Here is a 25,746-nt window from a genome sequence, read left to right as displayed (position 1 = left end):
GCGCGCCGCCCTTGGGTTGTTATGGCGCGGCAGGGCAACCTAGGGAGAGAGCAATGAGCCTTCTTGAGATTTCCAGCTACGCCGCAGGGGAATGGGTGAAACCCGGCGCAGGGGCGCGTAATATCGCCAGCGCCGTCACCGGCGCCGTGATCGCCACCGCAGGCAACGATGACCTTGATGTGCAGGCAATGCTGGATCATGCCCGCAAAGTGGGCGGCCCCGCCCTGCGCAAGCTGACCTTCCACGACCGTGCCCGCATGCTGAAGGCGCTGGCAACCGAGCTGGGCAAGCACAAGGATGCGCTTTACGATCTGTCCTTCCACACCGGCGCCACGCAGTCCGATCATATGATCGACATTGATGGCGGCATCGGCACCATGTTCGTCTTCGCTTCCAAAGGCCGCCGCGAGATGCCCGATGGCCATGTCTATCTGGACGGCGATATCGAGCAGCTCAGCCGTACCGGCACTTTCCTGGGCCAGCATATCTGCACGCCGCTGCAAGGGGTTGCAGTGCATATCAACGCCTTCAACTTCCCGGTCTGGGGCATGCTGGAAAAACTGGCCCCTACCCTTCTTGCCGGTGTGCCCTCCATCGTGAAGCCCGCAACCGCGACCTGCTATGTGACCGAGCTGGCCGTAAAGATCATGCTGGACAGCGGCATCCTGCCCGAGGGCGCGCTGCAGCTTGTGTCGGGCAGCACCGGCGACATGCTGGACCGCCTTGGCTGCCAGGATGTGGTCAGCTTCACCGGCTCGGCCGATACCGCGCTGAAACTGCGCAACACCCCGGCGATCCTGGAAAACTCGGTGCGTTTCGTTGCCGAGCAGGACAGTCTCAACGCCTCGATCCTGGGGCCGGACGCGGTGCCCGGCACGCCGGAATTCGATCTTTTCATCAAGGAAGTCTCCCGCGAGATGACCGCGAAGGCCGGACAGAAATGTACCGCTGTGCGCCGCATCATCGCGCCCGAAGCACAGGTTCAGGCGGTCATTGAGGCGCTGTCCGCGCGCTTGTCCAAAGTGGTGATCGGCGATCCGCGTCTGGAAACCACCCGCATGGGTGCACTGGTCTCAAACAGCCAGAAACGCGACGTTCTGGAAAAGGCCGCCCTGATCGCAACCGAAGCGACGCGAGTCTTTGGCGACCCGGAGAACTTCACCGTCGAAGGCGCGGATGCCGACCAGGGCGCCTTTGTGCCGCCAATGCTGTTCCACTGCGAGAACCCCGATACCGCCCAGCGCGTGCACGACACCGAGGCCTTCGGCCCTGTTTCCACCGTCATGGGCTACCGCGATCTGAACCACGCCATCGAGATCGCCAACCGCGGTCAAGGCTCGCTTGTGGCCTCGGTCATCACCCATGATCCGGCGGTCGCGCGTCAGGTGGCGCTTGGAGCTGGTGCCTTCCACGGGCGGCTTTACTTCAACAACCGAGACTCGATGAAGGAATCCACCGGTCACGGCTCCCCGCTGCCCCATATGGTGCATGGCGGCCCGGGCCGCGCGGGCGGCGGCGAGGAAATGGGCGGTGTGCGCGGCGTCAAACATTACATGCAGCGCACCGCGATCCAGGGCAGCCCCGATATCCTGTCGGCGATTGGCGAAAAATGGGTGCCAGGTGGTGCCGAAATCACCGGCCCCGCGCATCCCTTCACCCGTAAGTATGGTGAATTGTCCATCGGGGAGACGCTCCACACCGACCCCCGCACCGTTACGCTTGACGATATCGAACATTTCGCCCATTTCACTGGCGACACCTTCTATGCCCATATGGACGACGCCGCAGCCAAGCGGAACCCGTTCTTCCCAGGCCGCGTGGCGCATGGCTACCTGCTGCTGTCTTTTGCTGCGGGTCTCTTCGTGCAGCCGGATGAAGGGCCGGTTCTGGCCAATACTGGCCTGGACGGTCTGCGCTTCATGAAGCCGGTTTCGGCAGGGGATAGCATCAAGGTGCGCCTCACCGTGAAGAAGAAGACACCCCGCAACGAGGAATACGGCGAGGTCCGCTGGCACGTGACCCTGACCAACCAGGATGGCGACCTGGTTGCGGAATACGAGCTTCTGACCATGAACGCCTTCTGATAGCTGGCGGCAATCAAACGGAAATTCTGCCCGGGCTGGCGCAAGCGGCCCGGGCATTCTATTCTGTGCACATGAGCACAAAGCAAAACCAGTGGTTCGAGACCAGCGTCGCCCAGTTGAATGATCCGCAGAACCTGCGGGTCTGGTCCATTATCGTGTCTCTGTTTGGCGATCTGGCCCAGAAGGAAGGCGCACAGATCAGCGGCGGGGCGCTGACGCGCATCATCACCCCGATGGGGATCAAACCCGAAGCCATCCGCGTCGCGCTGCATCGCCTGCGCAAGGACGGCTGGATCGAAAGCGCGCGCGCGGGGCGCGCCTCGGTGCATTTCCTCACCGAGTTTGGACGCAGCCAGTCCGCGGCCGTCACACCAAGAATCTACCAGCGCAACCCGCCAGCGCCCACAGACTGGCATCTTCTCATCTCAGAGGACGGTTCAGGTCAGGATATGCTCGACGATGTTCTGTTGCTGCCGAACTACATCGCCGTGAACCGCCACACCGCGCTCGGGCACGGAAAAAGTCCTGAAAACCTGGAGGATCTTCTCGCGGTCGAAGTCTCGAAGATCTCGGTTCCAAGCTGGCTCAAAGAGCGACTGTTTCCGCAAGAGTTGCAGACGGCGTGTTCGACGCTGGATGTGGCGCTCCAACGCATTTCATCTCCCCCTGCGACATTGGGTGCAGAGCAAATCGCCACGCTGCGCACGCTGATTGTCCACCACTGGCGGCGGATCGTACTGCGCCATCCGGGACTGCCCCCGTTGTTTCACCCCACCGGCTGGCGCGGCGAAAGCTGCCGTAGCCGGGTCTTTGACTTGTTGGATACCCTGCCCTCTCCTGACCTCTCTGATTTGAACACTGCACCTTAAGCCTGTTGGACAAAGGAATTTTCAATGTCAGCTCTCGCAACGATTTCTCTTGCGGCCCTTGCCCTGCCCGCAGCCCTGCTTGGCGCAGCCCATATCAGCACTCGTAAGATGGCGAGCGAAGCCGAAGACCTCGTGCCCCCGGTTGGCCAGTTCCACCAAACGCCCCATGGGCGCATTCACTATGTCGAGATGGGCCAAAAGGACGCTCAGCCCTTGGTGCTTATCCATGGGCTGTCGGGACAGCTACAGCATTTCACTTATGCTTTGGCGGGCCAACTGGCCAAAGATTTCCACGTGATCGCGCTGGATCGTCCCGGATGCGGCTATTCAACCCGAAACAGCGATACGCTGGCGCGGCTGCCTTGTCAGGCGGCGATGATCCAGGAGGTTCTGGATGCCAAGGGCATCGAGGCGCCGGTTCTGGTCGGTCACTCCCTTGGCGGAGCTGTTTCCCTGGCCATGGCGCTTGCCAGCCCGGCCAAGATCCGCGGACTGGCGTTGCTAGCGCCGTTGACACACCCGTCCGAGGGCGGCTCCGATGTCTTCAAGGGGTTGATTGTCAACTCCCCGATGATGCGGCGGCTGATGGCCCATACTGTCGCAGTCCCGGCAGCCAAGAAGACGGCCGATGCGGTGCTCACACAGGTTTTCGCACCAGAAACCTGCCCGGACGATTTCCTGGATCGCGCTGGCGGTGTTTTAGGCCTGCGTCCGCAGAGTTTTATCGCCGCCTCTGCCGATGCGACGCTCCTGTACCCGGCCATAACGGAGCAGGCTGCCCGCTATGCCCGCGATCTGCGCACGCCGGGCGCGGTGCTGTTTGGCGCCGACGATGTGCTCCTCAGCGCCGAGGAAAACGGGCGCGCGATGGAGGCCTTTGGCCTTGGATGCCGCATCGAGCCGGGCCTGGGGCATATGCTCCCGATCACTCAAGCGGCTCTTTGTGAAGAGTTCATTCGCGCAACAGTGGCCGACCTGCCAAAGTAAGTGCAGCAGGCCGGCGCATGCGCCTCAGAGAACCTGATCAAGGACCGATGTCAGACGCTTCAAGGTCCCTTCCACGTCATATAGCTTATCCAGACCAAAGAGCCCCAGACGGAAGGTACTGAAGCCTTCGGGCTCATCACATTGCAGCGGCACACCGGCTGCGATCTGCATGCCGAGGGCCGCGAATTTCTTGCCGTTCTGGATCTCGGGATCATTGGTGTAGCTGACAACAACGCCCGGCGCACCGAACCCATCGGCGGCCACCGACACAATGCCCTTGCCCTTCAGATAGGTACGCACCCCGTCGCCGAGCTGCCATTGCGCATCCCGCAAGCGATCAAATCCGTAGTCGCGGGTTTCCAACATGGTATCGCGGAAGGCACGCAGGGCATCCGTCGGCATTGTGGCATGATAGGCATGACCACCGTCCTCATAGGCTTTCATGATCGTGCGCCACTGTTTGAGGTTGAGGGCAAAACTGTCAGATGTGGTTTCTTCGAGCCGCGCGAGCGCCGCATCCGAGAACATAACCAGACCGGCAGAGGGCGACGCGCTCCAGCCCTTTTGCGGGGCCGAGATCAGCACATCGACGCCTGTGGCCTTCATATCGACCCAGGCACAGCCCGAGGCGATACAGTCCAGCACCATCAGCGCGCCGACCTCATGAGCGGCGGCGGCCATGGCAGTGACGTAATCATCGGGCAGGATCACCCCAGCCGAGGTTTCCACATGGGGGGCAAAGACGATATCCGGTTTTTGCTCGCGAATGGCGGCGACCACATCCTCGATCGGAGCAGGGGCAAAGGGCGCGGGCACGGTGTTGCCGGTCTGGCGCGCCTTCATAACCGTGCTTGATGCGGTAAAGCCGCCGCTTTCAAAGATCTGGCTCCAGCGGTAGGAGAACCAGCCATTGCGCACGACCAGCACATTTGCACCACCGGCAAACTGGCGGGCCACCGCCTCCATCGCGAAGGTGCCGCCACCGGGCACCAGGGCGACGGCCTCGGCACTGTAGACCTCTTTCAGCATAGTGCTGATGTCCCGCATGACCTGCTGGAAAGCCTGCGACATGTGGTTGAGAGAGCGGTCCGTAAAGACCACCGAGAATTCCTCGAGGCCCTCCGGGTCCACGGTTTTCAGCAATGCCATCGGTGATCCTCCTTATTTCATCCCGTCTACCGCTAATGCCCGTGTCTGCCTTTGGCAAAGTCTACTTTGGCATACAGGGCGGTCAGGCATGCGCTGATATGAACAGAGTTGACCGGGAAGCACAGCCCGACCCCGCCGGTTCAGGGGCCAACGGAGGAAACCCCGTTTCCGATCATCGACAGACTGTAACCTATCACAGCGGACCCGGCCTACGCTCTTCGGAGAGCAAAACATTGGCATCCACATTGCCCACGCCTGGCAAGGTCATGACCCGGCGCCGCAGCACCCGTTCGAAATCGGCAATGTCCCGCGCGGTGACCCGCAGGCGGTAGTCATACATACCCAGCACATGCTCCACCGTCTGCACCTCGGGAATGGCGGAAACGGCGCGCTCGAAATCCTCGAGGCTGACCCGCCCCTTGGTGGCCAATTTGATGCCCAGGAAAACTGTAACACCAAAGCCAAGCGCCTTGCTGTCAAGCTCCAGCCGACGCCCCGCAAGAATGCCAGCCTCCTGCAAGCGACGGATGCGACGCCAAGTTGCAGGCTGGCTGAGCTCCAGTTCCCGCCCCAGCGCCCCGGCAGATCGGGTCGCATCCTGGGACAGTGCCCGCAGGATCGCGAAATCGATATCGTCCAGATCAGCGCGGCTCATAGCGGCAGGCTTTCGTTCGATTTGATCCGCGCCACATGCATCAGAGCCTCGATATCGGTGATATGCGGCAAGGTCAGAATCCGGGCGCGGTAGATTTCCTGGTAGTGTGGCATGTCGCGGGCAATCACCGAAAGGCGCACATCCACCTGGCCAAGGAAGGTCTGGATCTCCAGCACCTCAGGGATCTGGCGCGCAGCCTCGATGAATTCGTCAAAGGCGCGTGGATTGGTCTTGTCCAGCGTTACCCTGAGCGAAACCTCCACCGCATAGCCCAGTGCGCGCCAGTCGATCACCGCACGCTGGCCCAGGATCACGCCCGCCTCGCGCAGTTTCTCCAGCCGTCGCGACAGACGCGACGAGGTCAGCCCCAACCGGTCTGCCAGGTCCGGAATCGATTGCTCCGGGTCACTTTGCATGTGGCGCAGGATGCGCCGATCAAGATCATCAAGCATGATTCAATCAGTATTGTATCATCTGACGAATGACTACTCCGAAAATGGGCGGAATTACGCGTCAAAACCCATCGCCTTTGCTCTCTGCCCCCTTATGCTCTGCCTCAAACGTCAACCGGAGGATTTTGACATGCGCGTTTACTACGACCGCGACTGCGATGTGAACCTGATCAAGGACAAGAAAGTAGCCATCCTGGGCTACGGATCGCAGGGCCACGCCCACGCCCTGAACCTGCGCGACAGCGGCGCCAAGAACCTTGTCGTCGCCCTGCGCGAAGGCTCCGCCTCGGCCAAGAAAGCCGAAGCCGAAGGTCTGCAGGTCATGGGTATCGCCGAAGCGGCAGCCTGGTGCGACGTCATCATGTTCACCATGCCCGATGAACTTCAGGCAGAGACCTACAAGAAATACGTCCACGACAACATCCGTCCCGGTGCAGCCATCGCATTTGCCCACGGTCTGAACGTGCACTTCGGCCTGATCGAGCCGAAAGAAGGCGTCGACGTCATCATGATGGCCCCCAAAGGCCCCGGCCACACCGTGCGCGGCGAATACACCAAAGGCGGCGGCGTGCCCTGCCTGGTGGCCGTTGACACCGATGCAACCGGCAAGGCGCTGGAAATCGGCCTGTCCTACTGCTCCGCCATCGGTGGCGGCCGTTCGGGCATCATCGAGACCAATTTCCGCGAAGAATGCGAAACCGACCTCTTCGGTGAGCAGGCGGTTCTATGTGGTGGTATCGTCGAGCTGATCCGCTGCGGTTTCGAAACCCTGGTCGAAGCAGGCTACGCGCCCGAGATGGCCTATTTCGAGTGTCTGCACGAAACCAAGCTGATCGTGGACCTGATCTATGAAGGCGGCATCGCCAACATGGACTACTCGATCTCCAACACTGCCGAATACGGCCAGTATGTCACCGGCCCGCGCATCCTGCCCTACGAGCAGACCAAGAAGGCGATGAAGGAAACCCTGTCGGACATCCAGACCGGCAAGTTTGTGCGTGACTTCATGCTGGAGAACGCCGTGGGTCAGCCCACCATCAAGGCCGCCCGTCGCCACAACGACGAACACCAGATCGAACAGGTCGGCAAGAAACTGCGCGACATGATGCCCTGGATCTCGGCCGGCAAGCTGGTCGATAAAGACAAGAACTAAGGCGCCACTTTGGGCTTGGCGGGCTTTGCCCGTCGCCTTATTCCTCTGCAAGGGCGCTCCATTTCATCGGGGCGCCCATTTTCTTTGGAGATTTCAAATGCAGCACGGCGCGGGCACACTCAACTGGATCAAACTTCTGTTCCTAGGAATGATCTGGGGTGCGTCCTTCATGGCGGTCTCGGTCGCGCTTGCAGACGTCGGCCCGGTGACCATCGCAGCAGCGCGCATTGCCATCGGCGCCCTAAGCCTGCTGACCATCCTGCGCGTGATGGGCCTGCACCTGCCGCCGATCAATACCGGAACCGGACGTCTGATCTGGCTGTCAGCCCTTGGCATGGGCATGTTCAGCAACGCCGTTCCCTTTGCCCTGCTCAGTTGGGGACAGACCTATGTGGCCAGCGGTTTTGCCGGGGTCTGCATGGCGGTGGTGCCATTGTTCGTGCTGCCACTGGCGCATCTCCTTGTGCCCGGAGAGGCCATGACCCTGCGCCGCAGCATCGGGTTTCTGACCGGCTTTGCGGGCGTTCTGGTTCTGATTGGCCTGGATGCCCTCAGTAGCGCTGGCACCGATTTTGAATCCCTCGCGCGCCTTGCCTGCGTGGGGGCTGCGCTCTGTTATGCCATCGGTGCGATAGTGACCCGGCTGGCACCTTCCGTGAACATGCTGTCACTGTCGGCCGCCGCCCTGATATGTGCAAGCGTCCTGATCGTACCCGTTGCACTGCTACAGGAAGGCGTCCCGTCACTCCCCGAGGCACGCCCGATGATGGCAATCCTCTACCTTGGCCTGTTCCCGACCGCGCTGGCGCAGATCCTTCTGGTGCAGATCGCCCGCAGCGCCGGACCGGCCTTTTTGTCCACCGTGAACTACCAGGTTCCGGTCTGGTCAGTCCTGTTCGGTGCGCTACTTTTGAACGAAGCCGTGCCGCCGCAGCTGTTTGCTGCCCTTGCCCTGATCCTTGGCGGTCTTTTACTGAGCCGCGCGCCCCGCCGACGCGCTGGTGTCGCCAGCTAGTGCAGACGGCTGTCAATTCCGGACCAATCAAAAATTGGTTGACCTCACCATTTTTGCCAGGTCATGTCACGCCGATGCAGGCTTGAGGAAGAGATGCCCGAAATCGCAGGACGCTATTGGCTGATGACCGCCACGCTGGGGTTCATCTGGGGGGCGACCTTCATGGTGATCGAACTGGCGCTGGAGGGAATTACTCCCTTCTGGCTGACCGCCGGGCGGATCGGTTTTGCGGCCCTGCTTTTGTGGGGCATCTGGGGCGCGCGCGGGTTTCCCTTGTTCAAGGAGCAGACGAACTGGCCTGTTCTGTTGCTTCTTGGCCTTCTGAACACACTTGTGCCCTTCTCTCTGATCAGTTGGGGGCAGCAATATGTAACCTCTGGCTTTACCGGGGTGACCATGGCCGGGATCGGGCTGATGGTGTTACCACTGGCGCATGTCTTTATCCCCGGCGAGCAGATGAGCCTGCGCAGACTGGCCGGCTTCCTGATCGGCTTTGCAGGAGTTGCCCTCCTGTTCGGAGGTCAGGCCTTTGACAGCACCGGCGACGCGATGGAGCCACTGGGCCGCCTAGCCTGCCTTGCGGCAGTGGCCTGCTATGCGGCCTCTTCAATCCTTACGCGACGCCTGCCTCCAGTGGACCCGGTTGGCCTTGCTGCAATCCCTTTGGCGATCGGAACGCTCCTCATCCTGCCCGCCGCCTGGATGATCGAAGGGTCGCCGCCCTCGGTAGATCTGCAAACGCTGGGCTATCTCGCCATTCTCGGTCTGTTTCCAACCGCTGGCGCCGCCTTTTTGAGGGTCTTGGTGATTCGCGGTGCAGGCCCGACATTCATGAGCCTCACCAGCTATCAGGTGCCGGTGTGGTCGGTGGTGCTGGGCGCTGTCTTCCTCAACGAACCACTTCCGGCCAGTCTTTTGGTAGCGCTTGCCCTAATCCTGAGCGGTATGGGGTTAAGCCAGTACGGCGCGCTCAGACGGCTGTTCGGGCGAGGGCAGTAACGCTCAGCGCACCGCCTGCCACAGCCGCACGGCCTGCACGGTGTCTGCTACATCATGCACGCGCAGGATCTGCACACCCTGAGCGAGGCCAGCAAGCCCCACTGCGATCGAACCCGGTGCACGCTGATCGGCCTGCGCGGCGGCGCCGATCTTCCCAATGAAGCCTTTTCGCGACACACCCAGAAGAACCGGACAGCCCAGCCCGTGAAACAGGCTTAGTCCCCGCAACAGGGCCAGGTTATGCTCCAACGTCTTGCCAAAGCCGATGCCGGGATCGATGACGATCTGATCGCGCAAGACGCCAATCGCCTCAAGCCGGTCCACCTGCTCTGAAAGGAAATCATAAACGTCGAGCAGCACATTGTCATAGCTCGGCGCCTCTTGCATCGTAGCTGGATCGCCCTGCGCATGCATCACGCAGACCGGAACACCCGCCTGTGCCGCCACGGGAGCCAGCGCCGCGTCGAAAGTGAAACCCGAGACATCATTGATCAGCCCGGCACCGGCCTCCAACGCCTCTACCGCAACCGGTGCTTTACGCGTGTCGATGGAGATCGCAACAGAGGAGGATGCCCGAATGGCCTCGATCGCTGGGACTGTGCGGGCGATCTCTTCCTCTTCGGGGATGAAATCGGCGCCAGGGCGGGTGGATTCTCCGCCCACATCAATGATGGTGGCGCCTTCCTCGACCATGCGCAGAGCGGCGGCAGAGGCCGCCTTTACCTCGGCGTGGCGCCCCCCATCCGAGAAACTGTCAGGGGTGACGTTCAGAATGCCCATGATTTGTGGCTGGGTCATGTCCAACCCGCAGATAGCGGCGCGGCGAAAGCTCAAGCGGTGACGCACCTCTTCGGGAATAAGCCCCGCAGGCATCAGCCGCGGCGGACCATCCCGGCTGAGAAGCTCCACTTCGGAAAACCAAAGGGCGGACCCGCCCGCCAGAGGCACCGCGCCTTCCGGGCGGGCTTCACCGTGCTGCACCAAAGGCCGGTAATATGTCAAAGCGTGCGTTGCTCCACATCCACGGCGCGCAAGGCCACCTGCTGTTCGCTCGGCAGCTCGGCGCCAATCACAATCATCTCTTCCGCTTCGAATGTTGCCGCAAACCACGAGGCAAGTGCAACCGCATCCGACGGCGCCGCCGAGGGGCCATCCACCGCATCCAGTACGATCTTGGAAGGCGCCCAAACACAGATCTGGCCGTTTTTCATGGCCCAGTCCAACTCGGTCCGGGTGGCAACCACCTTGCAGCGATGGTCTTGTGCGGCCAGACGCCATGCGTTTTGCTCAATGGCAAGGAGGTCGATCCGGCGCTGAGTCATCTTGTGCCCGGTCTGTGGCACATGCAAGGGATGCGCCCCGACACAAAGGATCAGCGGGCGCTGGCGGCATTCCATCTGGTCGATCCAGCCAGCAAGGTTGTCGCTGTCGATCGCAGCATTGGACAGGTACATGAGGCGGGGGTGAGGAACCTCTTCTTCCTCAACCACGTGGCTGACCTGATCCTTGGAGCGCACGATTTCAACGCCCAGCGCACCGGGCCCACGATCCAGTTTTTCAATACGGACAAATGATCGGATCGCCTGCGGTTCCAACAGGATCCGCTCTGCCACACGTTCGGCGAGCGTTTCCAGTAGGTTCAAACGCTCCGCAGCCAGTTCATAGGCGATTGCCTCGGTCACCTTGTCATAGGAGAGGATACGGTCGACATCATCGTCAAGGTCCGCTGGCAGAGGTGCCACCTCCACGACAACGTTGAAACAGATCCGCTGTGTTGTACCCCGCTCCGCTTGAAAGGCCCCGATCTCGACTTCGACAAGATGATCGCGCAGCGAAATCCTGTCGAGCGGACCACCGGGGGCCGTGGCGATGGAGCGTTCGGAAGGGTGTTCAAATGCGAGACGGATCTCTGAGGGCATGGCTGCGGGCCTCTGTCTGGCTGTACGTTTGGGCGGCGGTCCACCCTACCTTTGTTTTGCCGTCCATATCAGGCCCGCATGCGCCGCACCAGCGCCCGAAAACGCCCTGTGCGGCAGCGAGGGTCACCAAAGACCCAAATCAGTTGTTAGAAGCAGTGCGATACCGATCGTCGCGATAGAACAGGTGTACCCCAATACGCGCGGTCTTGGTGAAATGACTGCTCCAGCGGGGACGCACGGCCGTCGTATGATAGTAAGTCGCTCCCTCGGTCAGGCCGGTTTCGACACCATCCAGAACGAGGCGCGCCACCTTGGCAACGCGCTCATAAGCAGCCTTTTCACGAATGACTTCTTCGTGCCCATCGCAGGTATAAGTGAACTGGCACTGGTAACGGCGACCGGTACCCTGATTGATCACGCCGCAATAGCTGCCGGGGAACTGATCGGCGTTGACTCGATTGCGGATCACTTCGGCAACGGCAAACTGGCCTTTAATGGTCTCACCACGCGCTTCAAAGTAGAGAGCCTCGGCAAGGCAGGCAAATTCCTCATTGCCAGTTGCCTTGGGCTGGGCATCGATCCAGGCGCGGGTGAACTGCACATCCTTAACGGGCTTGCGAGACGCCTTTGGTTTGAACCCGAACAGGCCACTCAGGCGGCGTTCGGGCACGGAATTCAGAGCAGACTGCTCGCGGTTGAAAAGGGACTTCAATCCGGTCTCGGCCTGGGCCGTGGGTGTCGTGACCGTAAGGGCTGCCAGAACGGCAGCCAGCGTCAGGAGTTTCATATTGCAGATCCTCGTTTATCAGCTTGCGCGGCCTCCCCAGATAGCGCGAGGGCAGCCTTTAAAGGATAAACCGCCCAGCGTCCACCTATACGGAAGTGCAGGGCGGCCCGAGGGCTGGAAGACTGGATCTGAGCGCTGCGTCTAGGACGCCCACAAACGCAAATTTTGTTAATTTTTTGCGTAAGTTGGAGCGGCTTTCCCGATCTTTTCCCCGATCGCAAGCTGGGCGGCGGCTAACCGCACAGCCGGAACCCGGAACGGGGAGCATGACACGTAATCGAACCCCGCTGCACGGCAAAATGCAATCGATTCGGGGTTGCCTCCGTGTTCGCCGCAGATGGAAAGCGTAATATCTGTGCGTCCCTTGCGGCCCCGCTGCACACCAAGTTTCAACAATTCGCCCACTCCGTCCACATCCAGCACATGGAACGGGTCCTCGGGGAATACCCCTTGCTGGACATAATTCGACATGAACCGTCCGGCATCGTCACGGGACAATCCATAAGTCATCTGCGTCAAATCGTTAGTTCCAAAGCTCAGGAAGGCTGAGTGAACGGCAATTTCCTCGGCCCGGAGCGCAGCACGCGGTGTTTCCACCATCACCCCCAGGCGATAGTCAAAGCGTTGCCCTCTTTCGGCGCTGACAGCCAAGGCCACCGCATCGATCCGGGCCTTGACCAGTTCGACCTCGCGTTTGGCCGAAACCAGTGGGATCATGATCTCAGGGACAACCGGCGCGCCATCCTTGGAGGCTTCAAGCGTGGCCTCAAAGATCGCGCGGGCCTGCATATCGTAGATTTCCGGCACGGTCACACCAAGCCGCACGCCGCGCAGCCCCAGCATGGGGTTATATTCCTCCAGTTCCTCAACCCGGCGGGTGATGTCGCTGACCGGGATACCCAGCGCCTCGGACAGCTCGCGCTGACCAGACATCGAGGTGGGCAGGAATTCATGCAACGGCGGGTCGAACAGGCGGATGCACACCGGCAACCCCTCCATGATGCGGAACAGCTCGCGGAAGTCATCGCGCTGCATCGGCAAAAGGCGCGCCAGTACCGCAGCCCGCCCGGCCGAGGTTTCGGCGAAGATCATCTCGCGCATCACCGTCAGACGGCCCGGATCAAAGAACATGTGCTCGGTCCGGCACAGGCCGATCCCCTCGGCCTTGAAATTGCGGGCTGTTTGGGCGTCCGCAGGCGTGTCGGCATTGGCACGGATCCCCATGTCGCGAGCCTCATCCGCCCAGGCCAAAAGGGTCTGAAACGCATCGTCCTGCGCCGCCTCGAGCATCTCTGGTTCCCCAGCCAGAACCTGACCGCTGCTGCCATCGATCGTCACGATATCGCCTTGACCAAAGACGCGGCCATCCGGCGCCACCAGTTGCTTCCGCTTAGGCAAAAACTTCATGTTCGAAGCACCCACGATACAGGGAACCCCGAGGCCACGCCCAATCACGGCGGCGTGGCTGGTCATGCCACCCCGTTCGGTCAGGACGGCCGCAGCGGCATGCATGCCCCGCACGTCCTCGGGCGAGGTTTCGCGTCGTACCAAAATACAAGGTTCGCCGCGGGCCGCGCTGGCCTGGGCATCCACAGCGTTGAAAACAAGAGCTCCTGTTGCGGCACCGGGGCTCGCCGCGATCCCAGCGCCGATCACGTCACGCTTGGCATCGGGCGCCACCTGCCGGTGCAGCAGCTCGTTCATGGCATGTGCATCGACCCGCATCAGCGCCTCATGCGGGGGAATGATGCCGTCTTGCGCCAAAGCTACGGCAATCCGTACTGCGGCGCGGGCCGAACGAGCCACGCGCACCCCGTCCAATATGTGAACAGAGCCGTCCTGGATGACAAACTCCACCTGCATTTCCTCGCGCAGGCGGCGCCGCATCAGTTCCGCATGGGCCTTGAGATCGGCAAATGCCGTTGGGGCAAGCTCTTCAAGCGAGGGTCCCCGCTCATCCTTTTCCAGGAACAGTGCGCCTGCCCCTGCCCCCAGAGCCTCGCGTCCCTGCGACTGGCTGAGATAGCGCCCGGTCAGCTGAGGTTTGCCGGTGCGCGAGTCCACAAGCTGCAAAACACCCGATCCGCATTCCCCCTGCCCCAGTCCCGGGATCATCTCCTGCACCACCAGCCCCAGCCCCGCATCTGCCGGCGCCCCCTTGGCCTGCCGCAAGAGGCGGGCAGAGGTGCCCTCCCAGGCCCGCGCCATGGAGCGCAGCACCGCGCCGAGCTGCTCTGCCGGGTCTTGCGGGAACGGTTCATCCGTTTCCGCCTCGTAGGCCAGCAGCGTTTCGCGCAAGGCATCCGGGCCACCGTCCTCGACATCGTCGAAGGCATCAGGATCCAGCCGCGCAACATGAACGGCATAGGATTGCACAAAGCGCAGATACAGCCCCGCCGCAGCCTCTTCGCCAAGCCGTGCGCACAGCTCCTTGCAGCGGACCTCGTTCATACCGATGTTCAGGATTGCCCCCGGCCCGCCCCAATCGGGATCCTCGGAAGAGGGGCGCACACAAAGGAGCGCATCCGAAGCAAATGATTTAAGTATCGCATCGATATTCGGCAAATGGCCGCTGGCGATAGCATGCACTGCGTCAAAAGACAGGGCGACGGTGCGCGGCACTGGCATTTCCAGACGCACCAGGCGCTGTAAGCACTTTGCCCGTCCGCCATGGCTGGAGGTCGCAATCGGAGCTGACTGGGTGATCAGCGTGGCCAGGGGCGCATCGGGCATTGTCTATCCTGAACTTTCTGCACTGCGGCACATTCCGCGTGCTTGCAGCATAAGCTTGATCGCCCTTCCTGCAAGGGGGAAGCGCCCTTGCAAGTTTGCATCAAATGAAAGACGCCGCGCAATCTGCACGACGTCCACCGTTATCAAAGCTTCAGCTCACAACCGCGAGGCACCAATCACCCCTCCAACCGGGTCAGATCGGCAACCTGACCACAAACCTTGCGGATTTGGCCGAGGAGATTCAACCGGTTGCGGCGCACGATGTCGTTGTCCGAATTCACCTGCACCGCCTCGAAAAAGGCATCGATCGGCTGGCGCAATGCGGCCATGCCGCCCATGGCGGCCGCGAAATCCTCGGCTTCGATGGCCGAGGAGATCGCTCCCTCGCCAAGGGCAAGCGCGTCAAACAGGGCCGTTTCACTGGCGTCCTCAGCGAATTTCTTGTCAGCGCCAAAGGAATACTCCACCCCGTCCTTTTCTTCAGCCTGGGACAGGATGTTGTTGGCCCTCTTGAAGCCCTGCAAAAGGTTCTCGCCCTCTTCGGTCTTCAGGAACGCCTCCAGCGCGCGGGCGCGTTTGACCAGAAGGGTCAGATCGTCATTACCCGCCATCGCGATACAGGCATCGATCACGTCGTGGCGAATACCCTGATCTCGCAGGAAGACCTTCAGGCGGTCATGGAAGAAGGTCAAAAGGTCGCGCGATACATCCGGCAGGCTTTCCTTCAGCTCTTCCAGATGTTTCGGCAGATCGCCGTCAAAAGCATCGAGAACCGTGCGCACAGCCGAGCCGAACACGCCGTGATCGGCAATCTCTTCAATCATGTCATTCAATAGGCCGGTTGCAACTTCGTCCTCGCCATTCTGTTTCAACTCATGGCGCAGAAGATGCGCGTCGATGTGCTGATCCAGCGGCGTGCGAATGTCGTTTTCCAGCACAAGCCGGATCACCCCAAGTGCGGCGCGGCGCAGGGCAAAGGGGTCTTTTGACCCGGTCGGTTTTTCATCAATGGCCCAAAACCCGGTCAGCGTGTCCAGCTTATCCGCCAGCGCCACCACAACGGAGAGTTTATCGCTCGGCACATCGTCCGAGGGACCAAGGGGGGAATAATGCTGCTCGCAGGCGTTTGCCACCTCCTGTGGAAGGCCCGCAGCCTCGGCGTAATAACGCCCCATCAAGCCCTGCAGCTCGGGGAACTCATAGACCATTTCGGACGAGAGGTCCGCCTTGGCCACCCGCGCGGCCTGTTCGGCCAGATCCGCATCCGCGCCCACAACGGGGGCCAGCTCGCGGGCCAGTGCCGCGATGCGCTCGATCCGCTCTGCCTGGGTGCCCAGCTTGTTGTGGAAGGTGACATTGGACAGCGCCTCGGTCCAGGCGCTCATGCCACCCTTGGCGACGCGCAGGTCGTTTTCCCAGAAAAATTTCGCATCGGCCAGACGCGCCGACAGGACCTTTTGGTTGCCTGCGAGAATGGTTGCGCCGTGATCGGCGGTTTCGCGGTTGGCCACGGTGACAAAGCCCTCGATACGGCCCGTCTTGGGGTTGCGGACCGAAAAGAACTTCTGATGCTCTTTCATCGAGGTCTGCAGCACCTCGGGCGGCAGCCCCAGGAAATCATCATCGATCTTGCCCATCAGGACCACGGGCCATTCGACCAGCCCAGCAACCTCGGCCAGAAGGCCCTTGTCCTCGACCACTTCCAGACCGGCGGCAAAGGCCTGGTTGGTGGCGTCATGCCAGATGGTATCCGCGCGCTCTGCCGGGTCGAGGATCACATGAGCGCGTTTCAGCTTGGCTGTGTAGTCTTCAAAGGAGGCGACCGAGAAGGCATCCGGCGCCATGAAGCGGTGACCCTTGGTGCTGTCTGCGGCCTTCAGGCCTTCGATTTCGAAGGGAACCACCTCGGCGCCGCCCTCATCCGTCAGGATGCACAGGATCGACTGCAAAGGGCGCACCCAGCGCAAAGACCCAGCCCCCCAGCGCATGGATTTGGGCCAGGGGAAGTTACGGATGGTTGTTTCCAGTACTTCCGCGATGATCTCGGCGGCCGGGCGGCCCGGCTTTTCGATTGTCGCAAAATAGACGGCGCCCTTGGGCGTGTCGCGCTCTTCTAGTTGATCCCGATCGATCCCGGCGCCGCGCAGGAAGCCTTCGACCGCCTTGTCCGGCGCGCCGACCTTGGGCCCCTTTCGCTCTTCGCGGATGGTGGGGCTTTCGGCCAGCAGACCCTCAACGGCCAGCGTCAGGCGGCGCGGTGTCGACAGGGCGTGGGCTGCGGCATAGGTCAGACCCGCCTCGACCAAACCGTCGGTCATCCGCTTTTTCAGATCCTCCGCCGCACGCGCCTGCATGCGGGCCGGGATTTCCTCGGAGAACAGTTCAATCAGCAGGTCGGGCATCTGGGATCCTCAGAAGTTCACGATCGTCTGGATGACGATTGCATTGGCAATATCAACAAAGAAGGCGGATACAAGGGGGAGCACCACAAAGGCAATAGGTGATGGGCCATAGCGTTTGGTCACAGCGGTCATATTGGCAATGGCCGTGGGCGTGGCGCCAAGGGCAAAGCCGCCAAAGCCGGCCGCCAGCACGGCGGCACGATAGCCGCCACCCAGCAATGGAAACAGCACCAGCAGGACGAACAGCACCGTAAAGAGCGTCTGTCCCAGCATTACGGCAAGGATGGCAGGACCGAGGTCAGCAATGGTCCAGAGCTGCAGGCTCATCAACGACATCGCGAGGAAAATCCCTAGAGAGACCTCCGAAATCAACGCGAGCGATGGCGTTCGGGCGACGGCCGGAGCCGCCGGAAACAGCAGCGCGCGCAGGTTTGCGATGAAGATGCCCGCCACAAGGCACGGTACAAAGAGCGGCAGTTTGACACCCAGTGTCTCGAGTCCCTCCCAGCCTGCATAACCCAGAATGATCGCAAAGTTGAGATAGAGAAGGCTGCGCATGACACCATCAGGCGTAATGATCTGAGGTGGCGCTCCGTTTGGTGTGGCAAGGCCCGCAATTGGCCCCTGATCGGGTCGATCCGGCGTCAGGGCATCGCGCTGGATCAGATAGCCGGCGATCGGTCCGCCAATGATAGCCGCCAAAACAAGGCCCAGCGTTGCGACGGCAACGCCCAATTCTTGTGCGGCGCTCAGACCGGTCGCCGCAGCAACTTCGGGCGCCCAGGCAATCGCCGTGCCGTGCCCGCCGATCAGCGCCGCCGATCCAAAGAGTACACCGGCCTGCGCCGGATATCCGAATATCGCCGCCCCGGCACCACCGATCAGGTTCTGCGAAAGGATCGTGAGCAGGGTCAGCGCCAGCAGGATCATCAAGGGCCGCCCGCCAGAGATCAAATCTCCGAGCCGCGCATTCAGCCCAATTCCGGCAAAAAACATCACCAGAAAGAAGTCGCGAGCCTCCAGCTCGAAGACAATCTCAACATCCAAAACGAGATAAACGCCCATCAGGAAAAGCGAGGCGAGCAAACCTCCACTGACGGCCTCGGGAATGTTCAGTCGCCGCAACAAACCGAACCTCTTGTTGAGCATCCCCCCACCGAGGAAGACCGCCAATCCAAGCGTTACCGTGATGAAATCCGGAATGAGCATCGGGGGCAGCGCTCCTGTTCACCCGGACATTCGCGGTCCGGCTTTACTCGCTTTCTGGGCGCGGCGGGCAGGCTTCGGTGACGATGGCACTGCCATTGTAGATCTGTTCGCCGCAATTGTTCAGCTCATGCCAGACAAAGCCACGTCCGTCCGCACCGATGACCGCAATCCGGTCCACCCCGTAAGAGATGTTCTTGACCGACAGGAATGCAGTGGCAGAGCCTTCTTTCAGTGCCGTGCCGATTTCGGCAGCGTCAAAACAGTCGAACCAACCCGGCGCGTTGCGTGGCACGTTGAGGTCAGAAGTCGCGAATTCCGAGGCCAGATCCTCTGGTATCACGTCTGTCGTAAAACAGGCGCGGTAGCGGATCGGAGAGCTTTCCGCATCGATCGCCTGAAAATCACCATAAGGTATCGGGCGCGGCTCAGTTCCATCCAGCGGCGTCAGAACCACATCAAGCCCAGGCTGCGGCGTCACATCCTCATAGAACCCATAGACTTGCAGGTAATACATGGACACACCCGCAACCAAAGCGCAGATGCCCAACACAATCCCGATAACCTTGCCCATCATGGCGTTTCTTCCCCTCAGGTCTGACCCTCAGGCGGCCTGGCCACCTGCTTCGGTTTGTACAAATGCGTCGGCGCATTGCTTGGCAAGCGCCCGCACCCGACCGATATAGGCCTGACGTTCGGTCACGGAAATGACTCCGCGCGCATCGAGGAGATTAAAAATGTGGCTGGCCTTGATGCATTGGTCATAGGCTGGGTGCGCCATAATGATGCGCTTGCCGGTCTTGGGGTCGATATGCTCCTGCGCGAGAATGGTCGTGCACTCGGCCTCTGCCTCTTCAAAGTGGCGCAGCAGGACGTCGGTGTTCGCGACATCAAAATTCCAGCGGGCGTATTCTTCCTCGGTCTGCTTGAACACGTCGCCATAGGTCAGCGGGATCGGCGCATCGGGGTCGTTAAAGGGCATGTCCATCACATGATCAATGCCAAGGACATACATCGCAAGACGCTCAAGCCCGTAGGTCAGCTCACCCGAGACAGGCGCGCAATCATGGCCGCCGACCTGTTGGAAATAGGTGAACTGGCTGACTTCCATCCCGTCGCACCAGACTTCCCAGCCAAGGCCCCAGGCGCCTAGGGTCGGGCTTTCCCAGTCGTCCTCGACAAAGCGGATGTCGTGCAGGTCCATATCGATGCCGATGGCCTCAAGACTGCCGAGATAGAGCTCCTGCAGGTTCGGCGGCGAGGGTTTGATAAGGACCTGGTACTGGTAGTAGTGCTGCAGGCGGTTGGGGTTTTCACCGTAGCGCCCGTCGGTGGGGCGGCGCGAGGGCTGCACATAAGCCGCGGCCCAAGGCGCAGACCCCAAAGAGCGCAGCGTTGTTGCCGGGTGAAAGGTGCCTGCTCCGACTTCCATATCATAGGGCTGCATGATGGCGCATCCCTTGGATGCCCAATAGGACTGAAGCCGCAGGATGATCTCCTGAAAGGAACGTGGAGCGCCCGTGGAGGCGGCAGCGGCAGTGGTGTTCTGGGTCATGTCAGATCCCTCTCTGGGACATCTTTTCAGGTCAAAGAATGCGGGGTTCTTCCTATGCAACCCCCTGCCGAGCGTCAACGGCTAGTCTTGCACGGAGCACCGTTGTCGGCCTCTTGCAGCCGCACGGGCAACAAAGGTGATGGAATGCTGCATCAAGAGACGAATTCCCCGTTTACCGGGAGTTTGCTTTGTCCTCCTAAAGTGCTTATCTGCCCGGCAACAATTTACCCCATCGGGATAGAGGTCCTGCAATGAAAAGAATTTCATCCGCCCTGCTGCTGGCGGTCACCACGATTATGATTGCCTTTGGCGGATCCGCCCATGCGCAACAGGCAAGCCAGGATACCGTCTGGATCCAGATCGCTGCGCGGCCGTCCCTGAGCGAGGCCCAGGCAGAGGCGCAGGAATTTGCATCGCGCCTGCCGGATGTTGCCGGCTTTACCTTGGGCGCAGGTTGGTACGGTATCGTGCTTGGCCCCTATACGCGTCAGGATGCCGAGCGCGTTCTGCAAGTCTATCGCACCGAAGGACAAATCCCGCGCGACAGCTTCATCGCCTTTCAGGAAAACCTGCGCAACCAGTTCTACCCGGTGGGCGCGCGGGATCAGGCAACTGCAACTGCCCCCGTCGCACCGGAGGTGAGTGCCGCTCCCGCGGTCACAACGCCCGAACCGCAGTTGACTTTGCCCGATGAAACACCTGCCCAGGCGCGCCGTAGCGAGCAAGCGCTGAGCCGCGACGAGAAAAAGGAGCTCCAGATCGCGCTCAGGGCAGCCGGCTTCTACGACTCCGCAATCGACGGATCCTTTGGCCGCGGCACCCGCGGCGCCATGTCCGACTGGCAGCTGAGCAAAGGGTTCGACCCCACCGGCGTACTGACCACTGCGCAGCGTAAGCTCCTGATGGATGACTACAATGCGCCACTGATCTCGGTGGGCATGGCAGAGGTGTTGGACTCCCGCGCAGGCATTTCCATGCAGATCCCGGCGGCAGAGGTAACCTTTGCCCGCTATGAGTCGCCCTTCGCCCATTACGACAGCAGCGGCGACCTCGGTGCTCGCGTTCTGCTGATCAGCCAGCGCGGCGACAAGAATACCCTGTTTGGTCTCTATGACATCATGCAGACCCTTGAAATCGTGCCTCTGACCGGCCCGCGCGAACGCAGCAGCGACAGCTTCACGATCGAGGGGCGCAACGGGCAGATCGTCTCCTACACCGAAGCCAGCCTGAACGGCGGGCAGATCAAGGGCTTTACCCTGATCTGGCCTGCGGGCGACGAAGCCCGCCGCACCCGCGTTCTGGCCGCCATGCGCGAGAGCTTTGCCCGGATCGATGGCGTTCTTGAGGACACGGCGGGAAGCGACCTGAGCCAAAGCGTCGATCTCCTGGCCGACCTGGAGGTGCGCAAGCCGCGCCTGTCACGCTCTGGCTTCTTTGTGAGCCAGAATGGAGCCGTGATCACCACATCCGACGTGGTTGCGGGTTGCAGCCGGATCACCCTGGATCACGGCTATCAGGCCACGGTGACGGCCAACGCTCCGGAGAGCGGCTTTGCGATCCTGCAGCCGGTAGAGCGGCTTGCGCCCATGGCGGTTGCCGGTCTAAGCACCCAGTCCCCGCGCCTGAAATCAGAGGTCGCGGCCTCCGGGTTCTCCTACGAGGGGGTACTTGGCGCTCCCAGCCTGACCTTTGGCGTTCTCGAGGATGTCAAAAGCCTGGACGGCAACACCGGCGTGATCCGCCTTGATCTTTCGGCGCAGGCTGGCGATGCGGGCGGTCCGGTTCTTGATGCCTCCGGTGCGGTTCTCGGCATGCTGCTTCCGCAAGAGATCAAAGGACGGCAGCTGCCCGAAGGTGTCAGCTTCGGCGTCAACGCGGCTGCGTTGCGCGAGGCGCTGATCGCCGCGAATATCCCGATGTTTGTTCCTGCAGGCAGCGGCGCGGCTTTGCCGAATGAAGCCCTGGTGCGTCAGGCCAGCGGCATGACCGTACTGGTGAGCTGCTGGGACTAAAAGCGACCCGCTTTCATTCACAAAATGCGAAAAGCCAGAGCTTTGCCGCTCTGGCTTTTTTATTTTGCACTCCCGTCAAACTGGATGCGGGTTTCAATAGGCGTGGATGCGACCGTCCCAAGTGTGAAAACAGCCCGTCGTGGACATGTCGAGCACATCGAATTCGTGCAGAAGACCCTCAACAGACTCCTCTACCGAGATATCCCCTTCCATACCGCCCATATCGGTGCGCACCCAACCGGGATGGTAGATACCAACCGCAATTCCGTCAGGCTTGAGATCTGATGCCAGATTGCGACCGATATTGAGTGCTGCAGCCTTTGAGGCGCGATAGGCATAGCTGCCGCCGGGTGCACGGGCATGGCTGGCCATCTGGGAGGAGATGATTGCAATCTTCGGCTTCTCGGCCCGGCGCAGGTTCCCCAAAAGCGCCTGTACGGTCAGGAACACCCCGGTGACATTCACTGCCAGCGTCTTGTTCCAGACTTCGGCCGTGTACTCTTCGATAGACATTCCCTTGTCGATATAAACGCCAGCATTGCAGACAAGAAGATCAATTGGCTTGTCGCCAAGCTGGGCTGCAAAGCGTGCCTGCTGACCCGGATCGCACACATCAAGACGCACACCCGATGAATGGTCGCGCGACGTTCCAGTCACCTCGTATCCGGCATCTGCCAACCGGGCGACAAGCTCCCGGCCAATACCCCGGCTGGACCCGGTCACAACTGCATGCATGGAAATGTCCTTTTAATTCGTTTTCCGCGTTGGACCAAATGGCAAAGGCACAACCGGAACCCCGTCTTCAATCAGCGATTTTGCCTCATCCAGACGCGCCTCTCCATGGATCGAACGCGGCGGTGCCTCCCCGAGATGCATCGCGCGCGCCTCTGAGGCGAAGTCCTTGCCCACATAATCGGAGTTGGCTTCGACCTGTTTGCGCAGCTCCTTGATCGCCTTTTCCACCTCGCTGGATGGCGCGGTCAAGGCACCGCCGACAGGCTCCGGCCGTTGCTGCGCCTCAGACGCAGCTTCCGTGTCCGACTGCTCAAAGCTCTCGGCTTTGCCGCCCTGAGATACCGCCTTGCGTCCGGGACGCACACGCGGCGCCATGATCGCCTTTTCGACCTTGGCGCTGCCGCAAACCGCACAGGATACCATGCCCGCGTCTGCCAATTTGTCGTAGGCAGCAGCCGACTGAAACCAGCTGTCAAAGCTGTGACCCTCTGCACATTTCAAGCTGTAGCGTATCATCTCATCTCTCGTCGCAGCTTCTTGCCCACTTGGCTTTTTGCCCACGGCCCCCTCAAGAGTGGAAAAGTTCCGAGTCAATCACCGCCGGATCGAAGTTGGCCAAAATGGCCTTGAGTCCCTTCTCCTGAACCAGCGCGGCAGCCTTTCGTGGCGATTTCCATGCGCGCGTCCTTTGGTCCCGTTCGGGAAACTCATCCTTCAACGCCGTCACGAACACCGGATAGACGCGCACCACACATTGTAGCGGGGCCAGTTCGCGCCGCCACTTTTCATAGGAGTACTCACCAATACACTGGTCAACCGGCACGCCGCGCACGCCAGCCTCCTCCCAAGCCTCGATCGCCGCAGACTGTGCCAGGCTACGTCCCTCGACGGGCCACCCCTTGGGCAGGATCCAGCGCCCGGTTCCACGCGAAGTGACCATCAGGATCCGCGGTTTTCCGACTTTGGTCATGCGACAGCACAGCGCCGCGACCTGGGTTGCGACGGCCGAACCCGAAACAGCATACAGTGCGGATTTATTCAAAGGAACACCACCTGATTTTCCCGGCCATCAGGACAGACGGCCAGCGCCCTGCTCTCCTGCATCCTATTGATAGCAGAGTTTAACCCAGAAGTTGAAGCGTGCATTACAGCAGATGCCTATCATTTCTCGCGCCAGCGGGTCACATCACCGCGAACGCCCTCCCAGGCGCCCTCTGACAGCGCAAGGCCCAACACCCGGTCCGGGTTGGTTGGCGGCGGCATCAACACGCCGTCCAGTTTTTCAAAGCCAAAGCGGCTGTAGTAGGGCGCATCGCCCACCAGCATGACCCGCGCCCAGCCGCTGGCAAAAGCGCGCGCAAGGCTGTCGCGGATGAGCGATCCCCCCAGCCCCTCTCCCTGGTGGGTGGGGTGTACCGCAACCGGTCCAAGAAGCAAGGCATCGACATTGCCCACATGCACGGGCCAAAATCGGATCGCACCGGCCAGGATCCCCAACTCATCCCGCGCCACGAGGCTGAGGCCCGCTACCGGCGCCACGCCATCGCGCAATCGATAGGAGGACAGCGCCTCCCGACCCGGCGCAAAGCACAGATCATAGAGCGCCTCGACCTCCCAACGGTCATCGGGCTGTTCCGGTTTCAATTCGATCACGCCACTCACGCCTCCGCGAAATCGCCCCTCAAGGGGTGGAAATCGCCCTAACACGGGCCTAAGCATTGAGCAAACACTTGGAGATGCGCATGTTCTACCGCCCCGAAGACGGCCACGGCCTGCCCCACAACCCGTTCAACGCCGTGATCACCCCGCGCCCGATCGGCTGGATATCTTCCCGCTCTGCCGATGGGATAAACAACCTGGCCCCCTATTCCTTCTTCAACGGAGTGGCCTACACCCCGCCGCAGGTCATGTTTGCCTCCACTGGCAGCAAGGAAGACCAGGAAAATACCAAGGACAGCATGGCCAATATCGAGGAAACAGGCGTCTTCTGCGTCAATGTGGTGGCCTATGCCATGCGCGATGCGATGAACGCCAGTTCGCAGACCTTAGGCAAAGAGGTGGACGAATTCGACCACGCAGGGCTCAAATCGGTTGAATGCGAAACGATCAACTGTGCCCGCATCGCTGACGCCCCGGCGGCACTGGAATGCAAGCTGACCAAGATCGTCGATCTGCCCGGCGCAGCAAACCGTGTCGCCTTTGGCGAGGTGACCGGCGTGCACCTGCGTGACGATTGCCTCAAGGACGGAATGTTCGACGTTACCACGTTTGAGCCCCTCGCACGGCTTGGCTATCGCGACTATTCCCGCGTTACCGAGGTTTTCTCGCTCGCCCGTCCGGACGACTGATCCATGCCCCTGCCCGACCCAAGCCTGCGCCACCCGATCGTCCTGCCTGACGGTACGCCCCATGAGGGCACCGTGATGCTATCGCGCGCGGTGGACCACCCGAATTTCAAGGTTGGTGATTATACCTACGCCTCGGACTTCGACCCGCCACAGGACTGGGCCGCGCGCCTGGCGCCTTATCTCTTTCCTGGCGCCCGCGAGAGGTTAGTGATCGGGCGTTTCTGCCAGATTGCCCATGGGGTGCGCTTCATAACCTCTTCGGCCAACCACGGGCAGGACGGGCTCAGCTGCTATCCCTTCCCGGTGTTCGATCCGGATCAGATGGCAGGGTTTCAGCCCGACACCCGTGACACGGTGATCGGCAATGATGTCTGGATCGGCTACGGCGCGATGATCCTGCCCGGTACGCGCATCGGCGATGGCGCCATCATTGGCGCAGGCGCCGTTGTCCGTGGCACGGTGCCTGCCTACGGCATCGTCACCGGCAATCCGGGCCGCGCCGAACGGTTCCGCTTTTCCAAGCCCCAGATCGCGCGGCTGCTGGCGCTGAAATGGTGGGACTGGCCGGTCGACCTGATCCTGCGCGCCGAACCTGCGCTTCTGTCCGGCGATCTCGACATGCTCGAGAGCCTCGCACCTGACTGAGTTCACCCTACCTTGGCGGCTGCTTCAGTGAGCCCGAGTGC

24 protein-coding genes are annotated in these 25,746 nt (G+C 61.2%); 9 read left to right on the top strand and 15 right to left on the bottom strand.

The genetic code is table 11. The features are described from left to right. Nucleotides 1-53: 53 nt before the first annotated feature. The 3 genes from paaZ to INS80_RS11650 all read left to right on the top strand — a co-directional run bounded on the left by paaZ (nucleotide 54) and on the right by INS80_RS11650 (nucleotide 3,940). Entirely contained in the window at nucleotides 54-2,084 is a 2,031-nt protein-coding gene (gene paaZ / locus INS80_RS11660) for a phenylacetic acid degradation bifunctional protein PaaZ (protein WP_192965803.1), read from the top strand. Between the two features lie 71 nt (nucleotides 2,085-2,155). Further along, a complete protein-coding gene (locus INS80_RS11655) occupies nucleotides 2,156-2,953 on the top strand; it encodes a PaaX family transcriptional regulator C-terminal domain-containing protein (RefSeq protein WP_192965802.1) in 798 nt (265 codons plus the stop codon). Between the two features lie 24 nt (nucleotides 2,954-2,977). Beyond that, a complete protein-coding gene (locus INS80_RS11650) occupies nucleotides 2,978-3,940 on the top strand; it encodes an alpha/beta fold hydrolase (RefSeq protein ID WP_192965801.1) in 963 nt (320 codons plus the stop codon). A 24-nt stretch (nucleotides 3,941-3,964) separates the two neighbouring features. Here INS80_RS11650 and INS80_RS11645 read toward each other — a convergent pair whose 3' ends face one another. The 3 genes from INS80_RS11645 to INS80_RS11635 all read right to left on the bottom strand — a co-directional run bounded on the left by INS80_RS11645 (nucleotide 3,965) and on the right by INS80_RS11635 (nucleotide 6,196). After that, complete coding sequence (locus INS80_RS11645) at nucleotides 3,965-5,089, bottom strand: aminotransferase class V-fold PLP-dependent enzyme (protein ID WP_192965800.1); 1,125 nt, start codon at nucleotides 5,087-5,089, stop codon at nucleotides 3,965-3,967. A gap of 193 nt (nucleotides 5,090-5,282) precedes the next feature. Then, nucleotides 5,283-5,744, bottom strand: a complete 462-nt coding sequence (locus tag INS80_RS11640; RefSeq protein WP_192965799.1) for an Lrp/AsnC family transcriptional regulator — start codon at nucleotides 5,742-5,744, stop codon at nucleotides 5,283-5,285. Next, nucleotides 5,741-6,196 (bottom strand): Lrp/AsnC family transcriptional regulator, encoded by a 456-nt coding sequence (locus tag INS80_RS11635; RefSeq protein WP_192965798.1) that lies wholly within the window; start codon nucleotides 6,194-6,196, stop codon nucleotides 5,741-5,743. The genes INS80_RS11640 and INS80_RS11635 overlap by 4 nt, the downstream gene beginning before the upstream one ends. Nucleotides 6,197-6,326: 130 nt before the next feature. On the opposite strand from INS80_RS11635, the gene ilvC reads away from it, so the two are divergent. The 3 genes from ilvC (at nucleotide 6,327) to INS80_RS11620 (ending at nucleotide 9,363) form a co-directional block, all read left to right on the top strand. After that, the gene (gene ilvC, locus INS80_RS11630) at nucleotides 6,327-7,349 is read left to right on the top strand and encodes a ketol-acid reductoisomerase (protein ID WP_192965797.1); all 1,023 of its coding nucleotides are present in this window, start codon (nucleotides 6,327-6,329) and stop codon (nucleotides 7,347-7,349) included. Nucleotides 7,350-7,446: 97 nt separating this feature from the next. Next, the gene (locus INS80_RS11625; RefSeq protein WP_192965796.1) at nucleotides 7,447-8,364 is read left to right on the top strand and encodes a DMT family transporter; all 918 of its coding nucleotides are present in this window, start codon (nucleotides 7,447-7,449) and stop codon (nucleotides 8,362-8,364) included. Between the two features lie 93 nt (nucleotides 8,365-8,457). Next, nucleotides 8,458-9,363: a DMT family transporter gene (locus INS80_RS11620; RefSeq protein WP_192967266.1), complete on the top strand. Its 906-nt coding sequence runs from the start codon at nucleotides 8,458-8,460 to the stop codon at nucleotides 9,361-9,363. 3 nt (nucleotides 9,364-9,366) lie between these two features. On the opposite strand, the gene folP is transcribed toward INS80_RS11620, so the two are convergent. From folP to INS80_RS11580, 8 genes are all read right to left on the bottom strand, one after another. Next, entirely contained in the window at nucleotides 9,367-10,365 is a 999-nt protein-coding gene (gene folP / locus INS80_RS11615) for a dihydropteroate synthase (protein ID WP_192965795.1), read from the bottom strand. After that, nucleotides 10,362-11,282 carry a dihydroneopterin aldolase gene (locus tag INS80_RS11610; RefSeq protein WP_192965794.1) on the bottom strand — a complete coding sequence of 307 codons (921 nt, stop codon included), beginning with the start codon at nucleotides 11,280-11,282 and terminating at the stop codon, nucleotides 10,362-10,364. Before INS80_RS11610 ends, folP begins: the two co-directional genes overlap by 4 nt. Nucleotides 11,283-11,421: 139 nt before the next feature. Beyond that, nucleotides 11,422-12,069: a cell wall hydrolase gene (locus tag INS80_RS11605; protein WP_192965793.1), complete on the bottom strand. Its 648-nt coding sequence runs from the start codon at nucleotides 12,067-12,069 to the stop codon at nucleotides 11,422-11,424. A gap of 168 nt (nucleotides 12,070-12,237) precedes the next feature. Continuing rightward, a complete protein-coding gene (locus INS80_RS11600; protein ID WP_192965792.1) occupies nucleotides 12,238-14,802 on the bottom strand; it encodes a putative PEP-binding protein in 2,565 nt (854 codons plus the stop codon). A 176-nt stretch (nucleotides 14,803-14,978) separates the two neighbouring features. Next, nucleotides 14,979-17,204 carry a glycine--tRNA ligase subunit beta gene (gene glyS / locus INS80_RS11595; RefSeq protein ID WP_192965791.1) on the bottom strand — a complete coding sequence of 742 codons (2,226 nt, stop codon included), beginning with the start codon at nucleotides 17,202-17,204 and terminating at the stop codon, nucleotides 14,979-14,981. A gap of 9 nt (nucleotides 17,205-17,213) precedes the next feature. Continuing rightward, complete coding sequence (gltS, locus tag INS80_RS11590; RefSeq protein WP_192965790.1) at nucleotides 17,214-18,413, bottom strand: sodium/glutamate symporter; 1,200 nt, start codon at nucleotides 18,411-18,413, stop codon at nucleotides 17,214-17,216. A gap of 43 nt (nucleotides 18,414-18,456) precedes the next feature. Then, on the bottom strand, nucleotides 18,457-18,987 hold the full coding sequence (locus INS80_RS11585; RefSeq protein WP_192965789.1) for a DUF6446 family protein: 531 nt from the start codon (nucleotides 18,985-18,987) through the stop codon (nucleotides 18,457-18,459). 27 nt (nucleotides 18,988-19,014) lie between these two features. Further along, the gene (locus INS80_RS11580; protein WP_192965788.1) at nucleotides 19,015-19,965 is read right to left on the bottom strand and encodes a glycine--tRNA ligase subunit alpha; all 951 of its coding nucleotides are present in this window, start codon (nucleotides 19,963-19,965) and stop codon (nucleotides 19,015-19,017) included. Between the two features lie 251 nt (nucleotides 19,966-20,216). On the opposite strand from INS80_RS11580, the gene INS80_RS11575 reads away from it, so the two are divergent. Next, a complete protein-coding gene (locus tag INS80_RS11575; protein WP_192965787.1) occupies nucleotides 20,217-21,977 on the top strand; it encodes a trypsin-like peptidase domain-containing protein in 1,761 nt (586 codons plus the stop codon). Between the two features lie 93 nt (nucleotides 21,978-22,070). Here INS80_RS11575 and INS80_RS11570 read toward each other — a convergent pair whose 3' ends face one another. The 4 genes from INS80_RS11570 to INS80_RS11555 all read right to left on the bottom strand — a co-directional run bounded on the left by INS80_RS11570 (nucleotide 22,071) and on the right by INS80_RS11555 (nucleotide 24,365). Continuing rightward, entirely contained in the window at nucleotides 22,071-22,712 is a 642-nt protein-coding gene (locus INS80_RS11570) for an SDR family oxidoreductase (protein WP_192965786.1), read from the bottom strand. A gap of 12 nt (nucleotides 22,713-22,724) precedes the next feature. Then, complete coding sequence (locus INS80_RS11565; protein ID WP_192965785.1) at nucleotides 22,725-23,228, bottom strand: DUF1178 family protein; 504 nt, start codon at nucleotides 23,226-23,228, stop codon at nucleotides 22,725-22,727. A gap of 52 nt (nucleotides 23,229-23,280) precedes the next feature. Beyond that, a complete protein-coding gene (locus tag INS80_RS11560; protein ID WP_226892606.1) occupies nucleotides 23,281-23,754 on the bottom strand; it encodes an NUDIX hydrolase in 474 nt (157 codons plus the stop codon). Between the two features lie 119 nt (nucleotides 23,755-23,873). Then, entirely contained in the window at nucleotides 23,874-24,365 is a 492-nt protein-coding gene (locus tag INS80_RS11555) for a GNAT family N-acetyltransferase (protein ID WP_192965784.1), read from the bottom strand. A gap of 89 nt (nucleotides 24,366-24,454) precedes the next feature. Here INS80_RS11555 and INS80_RS11550 point away from each other — a divergent pair, with 89 nt between their 5' ends. Both INS80_RS11550 and INS80_RS11545 read left to right on the top strand, forming a co-directional pair. Next, nucleotides 24,455-25,060: a flavin reductase family protein gene (locus INS80_RS11550; protein ID WP_192967264.1), complete on the top strand. Its 606-nt coding sequence runs from the start codon at nucleotides 24,455-24,457 to the stop codon at nucleotides 25,058-25,060. A gap of 3 nt (nucleotides 25,061-25,063) precedes the next feature. Continuing rightward, a complete protein-coding gene (locus INS80_RS11545) occupies nucleotides 25,064-25,705 on the top strand; it encodes a CatB-related O-acetyltransferase (RefSeq protein WP_192965783.1) in 642 nt (213 codons plus the stop codon). The last annotated feature ends 41 nt before the right edge of the window (nucleotides 25,706-25,746 follow it).

The sequence above is a fragment of the Phycobacter azelaicus genome, assembly GCF_014884385.1.
Lineage (GTDB): Bacteria > Pseudomonadota > Alphaproteobacteria > Rhodobacterales > Rhodobacteraceae > Phycobacter > Phycobacter azelaicus.
The sequence above is the reverse complement of the archived record's forward strand: the minus strand, read 5'-3'. Positions and strand labels throughout refer to the sequence as shown.

Bases quoted from the DNA above. Each gene is read 5' to 3' on its own strand.
- paaZ (WP_192965803.1), top strand. From the start codon at position 54: ATGAGCCTTCTTGAGATTTCCAGCTACGCCGCAGGGGAATGGGTGAAA.
- INS80_RS11655 (WP_192965802.1), top strand. From the start codon at position 2,156: ATGAGCACAAAGCAAAACCAGTGGTTCGAGACCAGCGTCGCCCAGTTG.
- INS80_RS11650 (WP_192965801.1), top strand. From the start codon at position 2,978: ATGTCAGCTCTCGCAACGATTTCTCTTGCGGCCCTTGCCCTGCCCGCA.
- INS80_RS11645 (WP_192965800.1), bottom strand. From the start codon at position 5,089: ATGGCATTGCTGAAAACCGTGGACCCGGAGGGCCTCGAGGAATTCTCG.
- INS80_RS11640 (WP_192965799.1), bottom strand. From the start codon at position 5,744: ATGAGCCGCGCTGATCTGGACGATATCGATTTCGCGATCCTGCGGGCA.
- INS80_RS11635 (WP_192965798.1), bottom strand. From the start codon at position 6,196: ATGCTTGATGATCTTGATCGGCGCATCCTGCGCCACATGCAAAGTGAC.
- ilvC (WP_192965797.1), top strand. From the start codon at position 6,327: ATGCGCGTTTACTACGACCGCGACTGCGATGTGAACCTGATCAAGGAC.
- INS80_RS11625 (WP_192965796.1), top strand. From the start codon at position 7,447: ATGCAGCACGGCGCGGGCACACTCAACTGGATCAAACTTCTGTTCCTA.
- INS80_RS11620 (WP_192967266.1), top strand. From the start codon at position 8,458: ATGCCCGAAATCGCAGGACGCTATTGGCTGATGACCGCCACGCTGGGG.
- INS80_RS11610 (WP_192965794.1), bottom strand. From the start codon at position 11,282: ATGCCCTCAGAGATCCGTCTCGCATTTGAACACCCTTCCGAACGCTCC.
- INS80_RS11605 (WP_192965793.1), bottom strand. From the start codon at position 12,069: ATGAAACTCCTGACGCTGGCTGCCGTTCTGGCAGCCCTTACGGTCACG.
- INS80_RS11600 (WP_192965792.1), bottom strand. From the start codon at position 14,802: ATGCCCGATGCGCCCCTGGCCACGCTGATCACCCAGTCAGCTCCGATT.
- glyS (WP_192965791.1), bottom strand. From the start codon at position 17,204: ATGCCCGACCTGCTGATTGAACTGTTCTCCGAGGAAATCCCGGCCCGC.
- gltS (WP_192965790.1), bottom strand. From the start codon at position 18,413: ATGCTCATTCCGGATTTCATCACGGTAACGCTTGGATTGGCGGTCTTC.
- INS80_RS11585 (WP_192965789.1), bottom strand. From the start codon at position 18,987: ATGATGGGCAAGGTTATCGGGATTGTGTTGGGCATCTGCGCTTTGGTT.
- INS80_RS11580 (WP_192965788.1), bottom strand. From the start codon at position 19,965: ATGACCCAGAACACCACTGCCGCTGCCGCCTCCACGGGCGCTCCACGT.
- INS80_RS11575 (WP_192965787.1), top strand. From the start codon at position 20,217: ATGAAAAGAATTTCATCCGCCCTGCTGCTGGCGGTCACCACGATTATG.
- INS80_RS11570 (WP_192965786.1), bottom strand. From the start codon at position 22,712: ATGCATGCAGTTGTGACCGGGTCCAGCCGGGGTATTGGCCGGGAGCTT.
- INS80_RS11565 (WP_192965785.1), bottom strand. From the start codon at position 23,228: ATGATACGCTACAGCTTGAAATGTGCAGAGGGTCACAGCTTTGACAGC.
- INS80_RS11550 (WP_192967264.1), top strand. From the start codon at position 24,455: ATGTTCTACCGCCCCGAAGACGGCCACGGCCTGCCCCACAACCCGTTC.
- INS80_RS11545 (WP_192965783.1), top strand. From the start codon at position 25,064: ATGCCCCTGCCCGACCCAAGCCTGCGCCACCCGATCGTCCTGCCTGAC.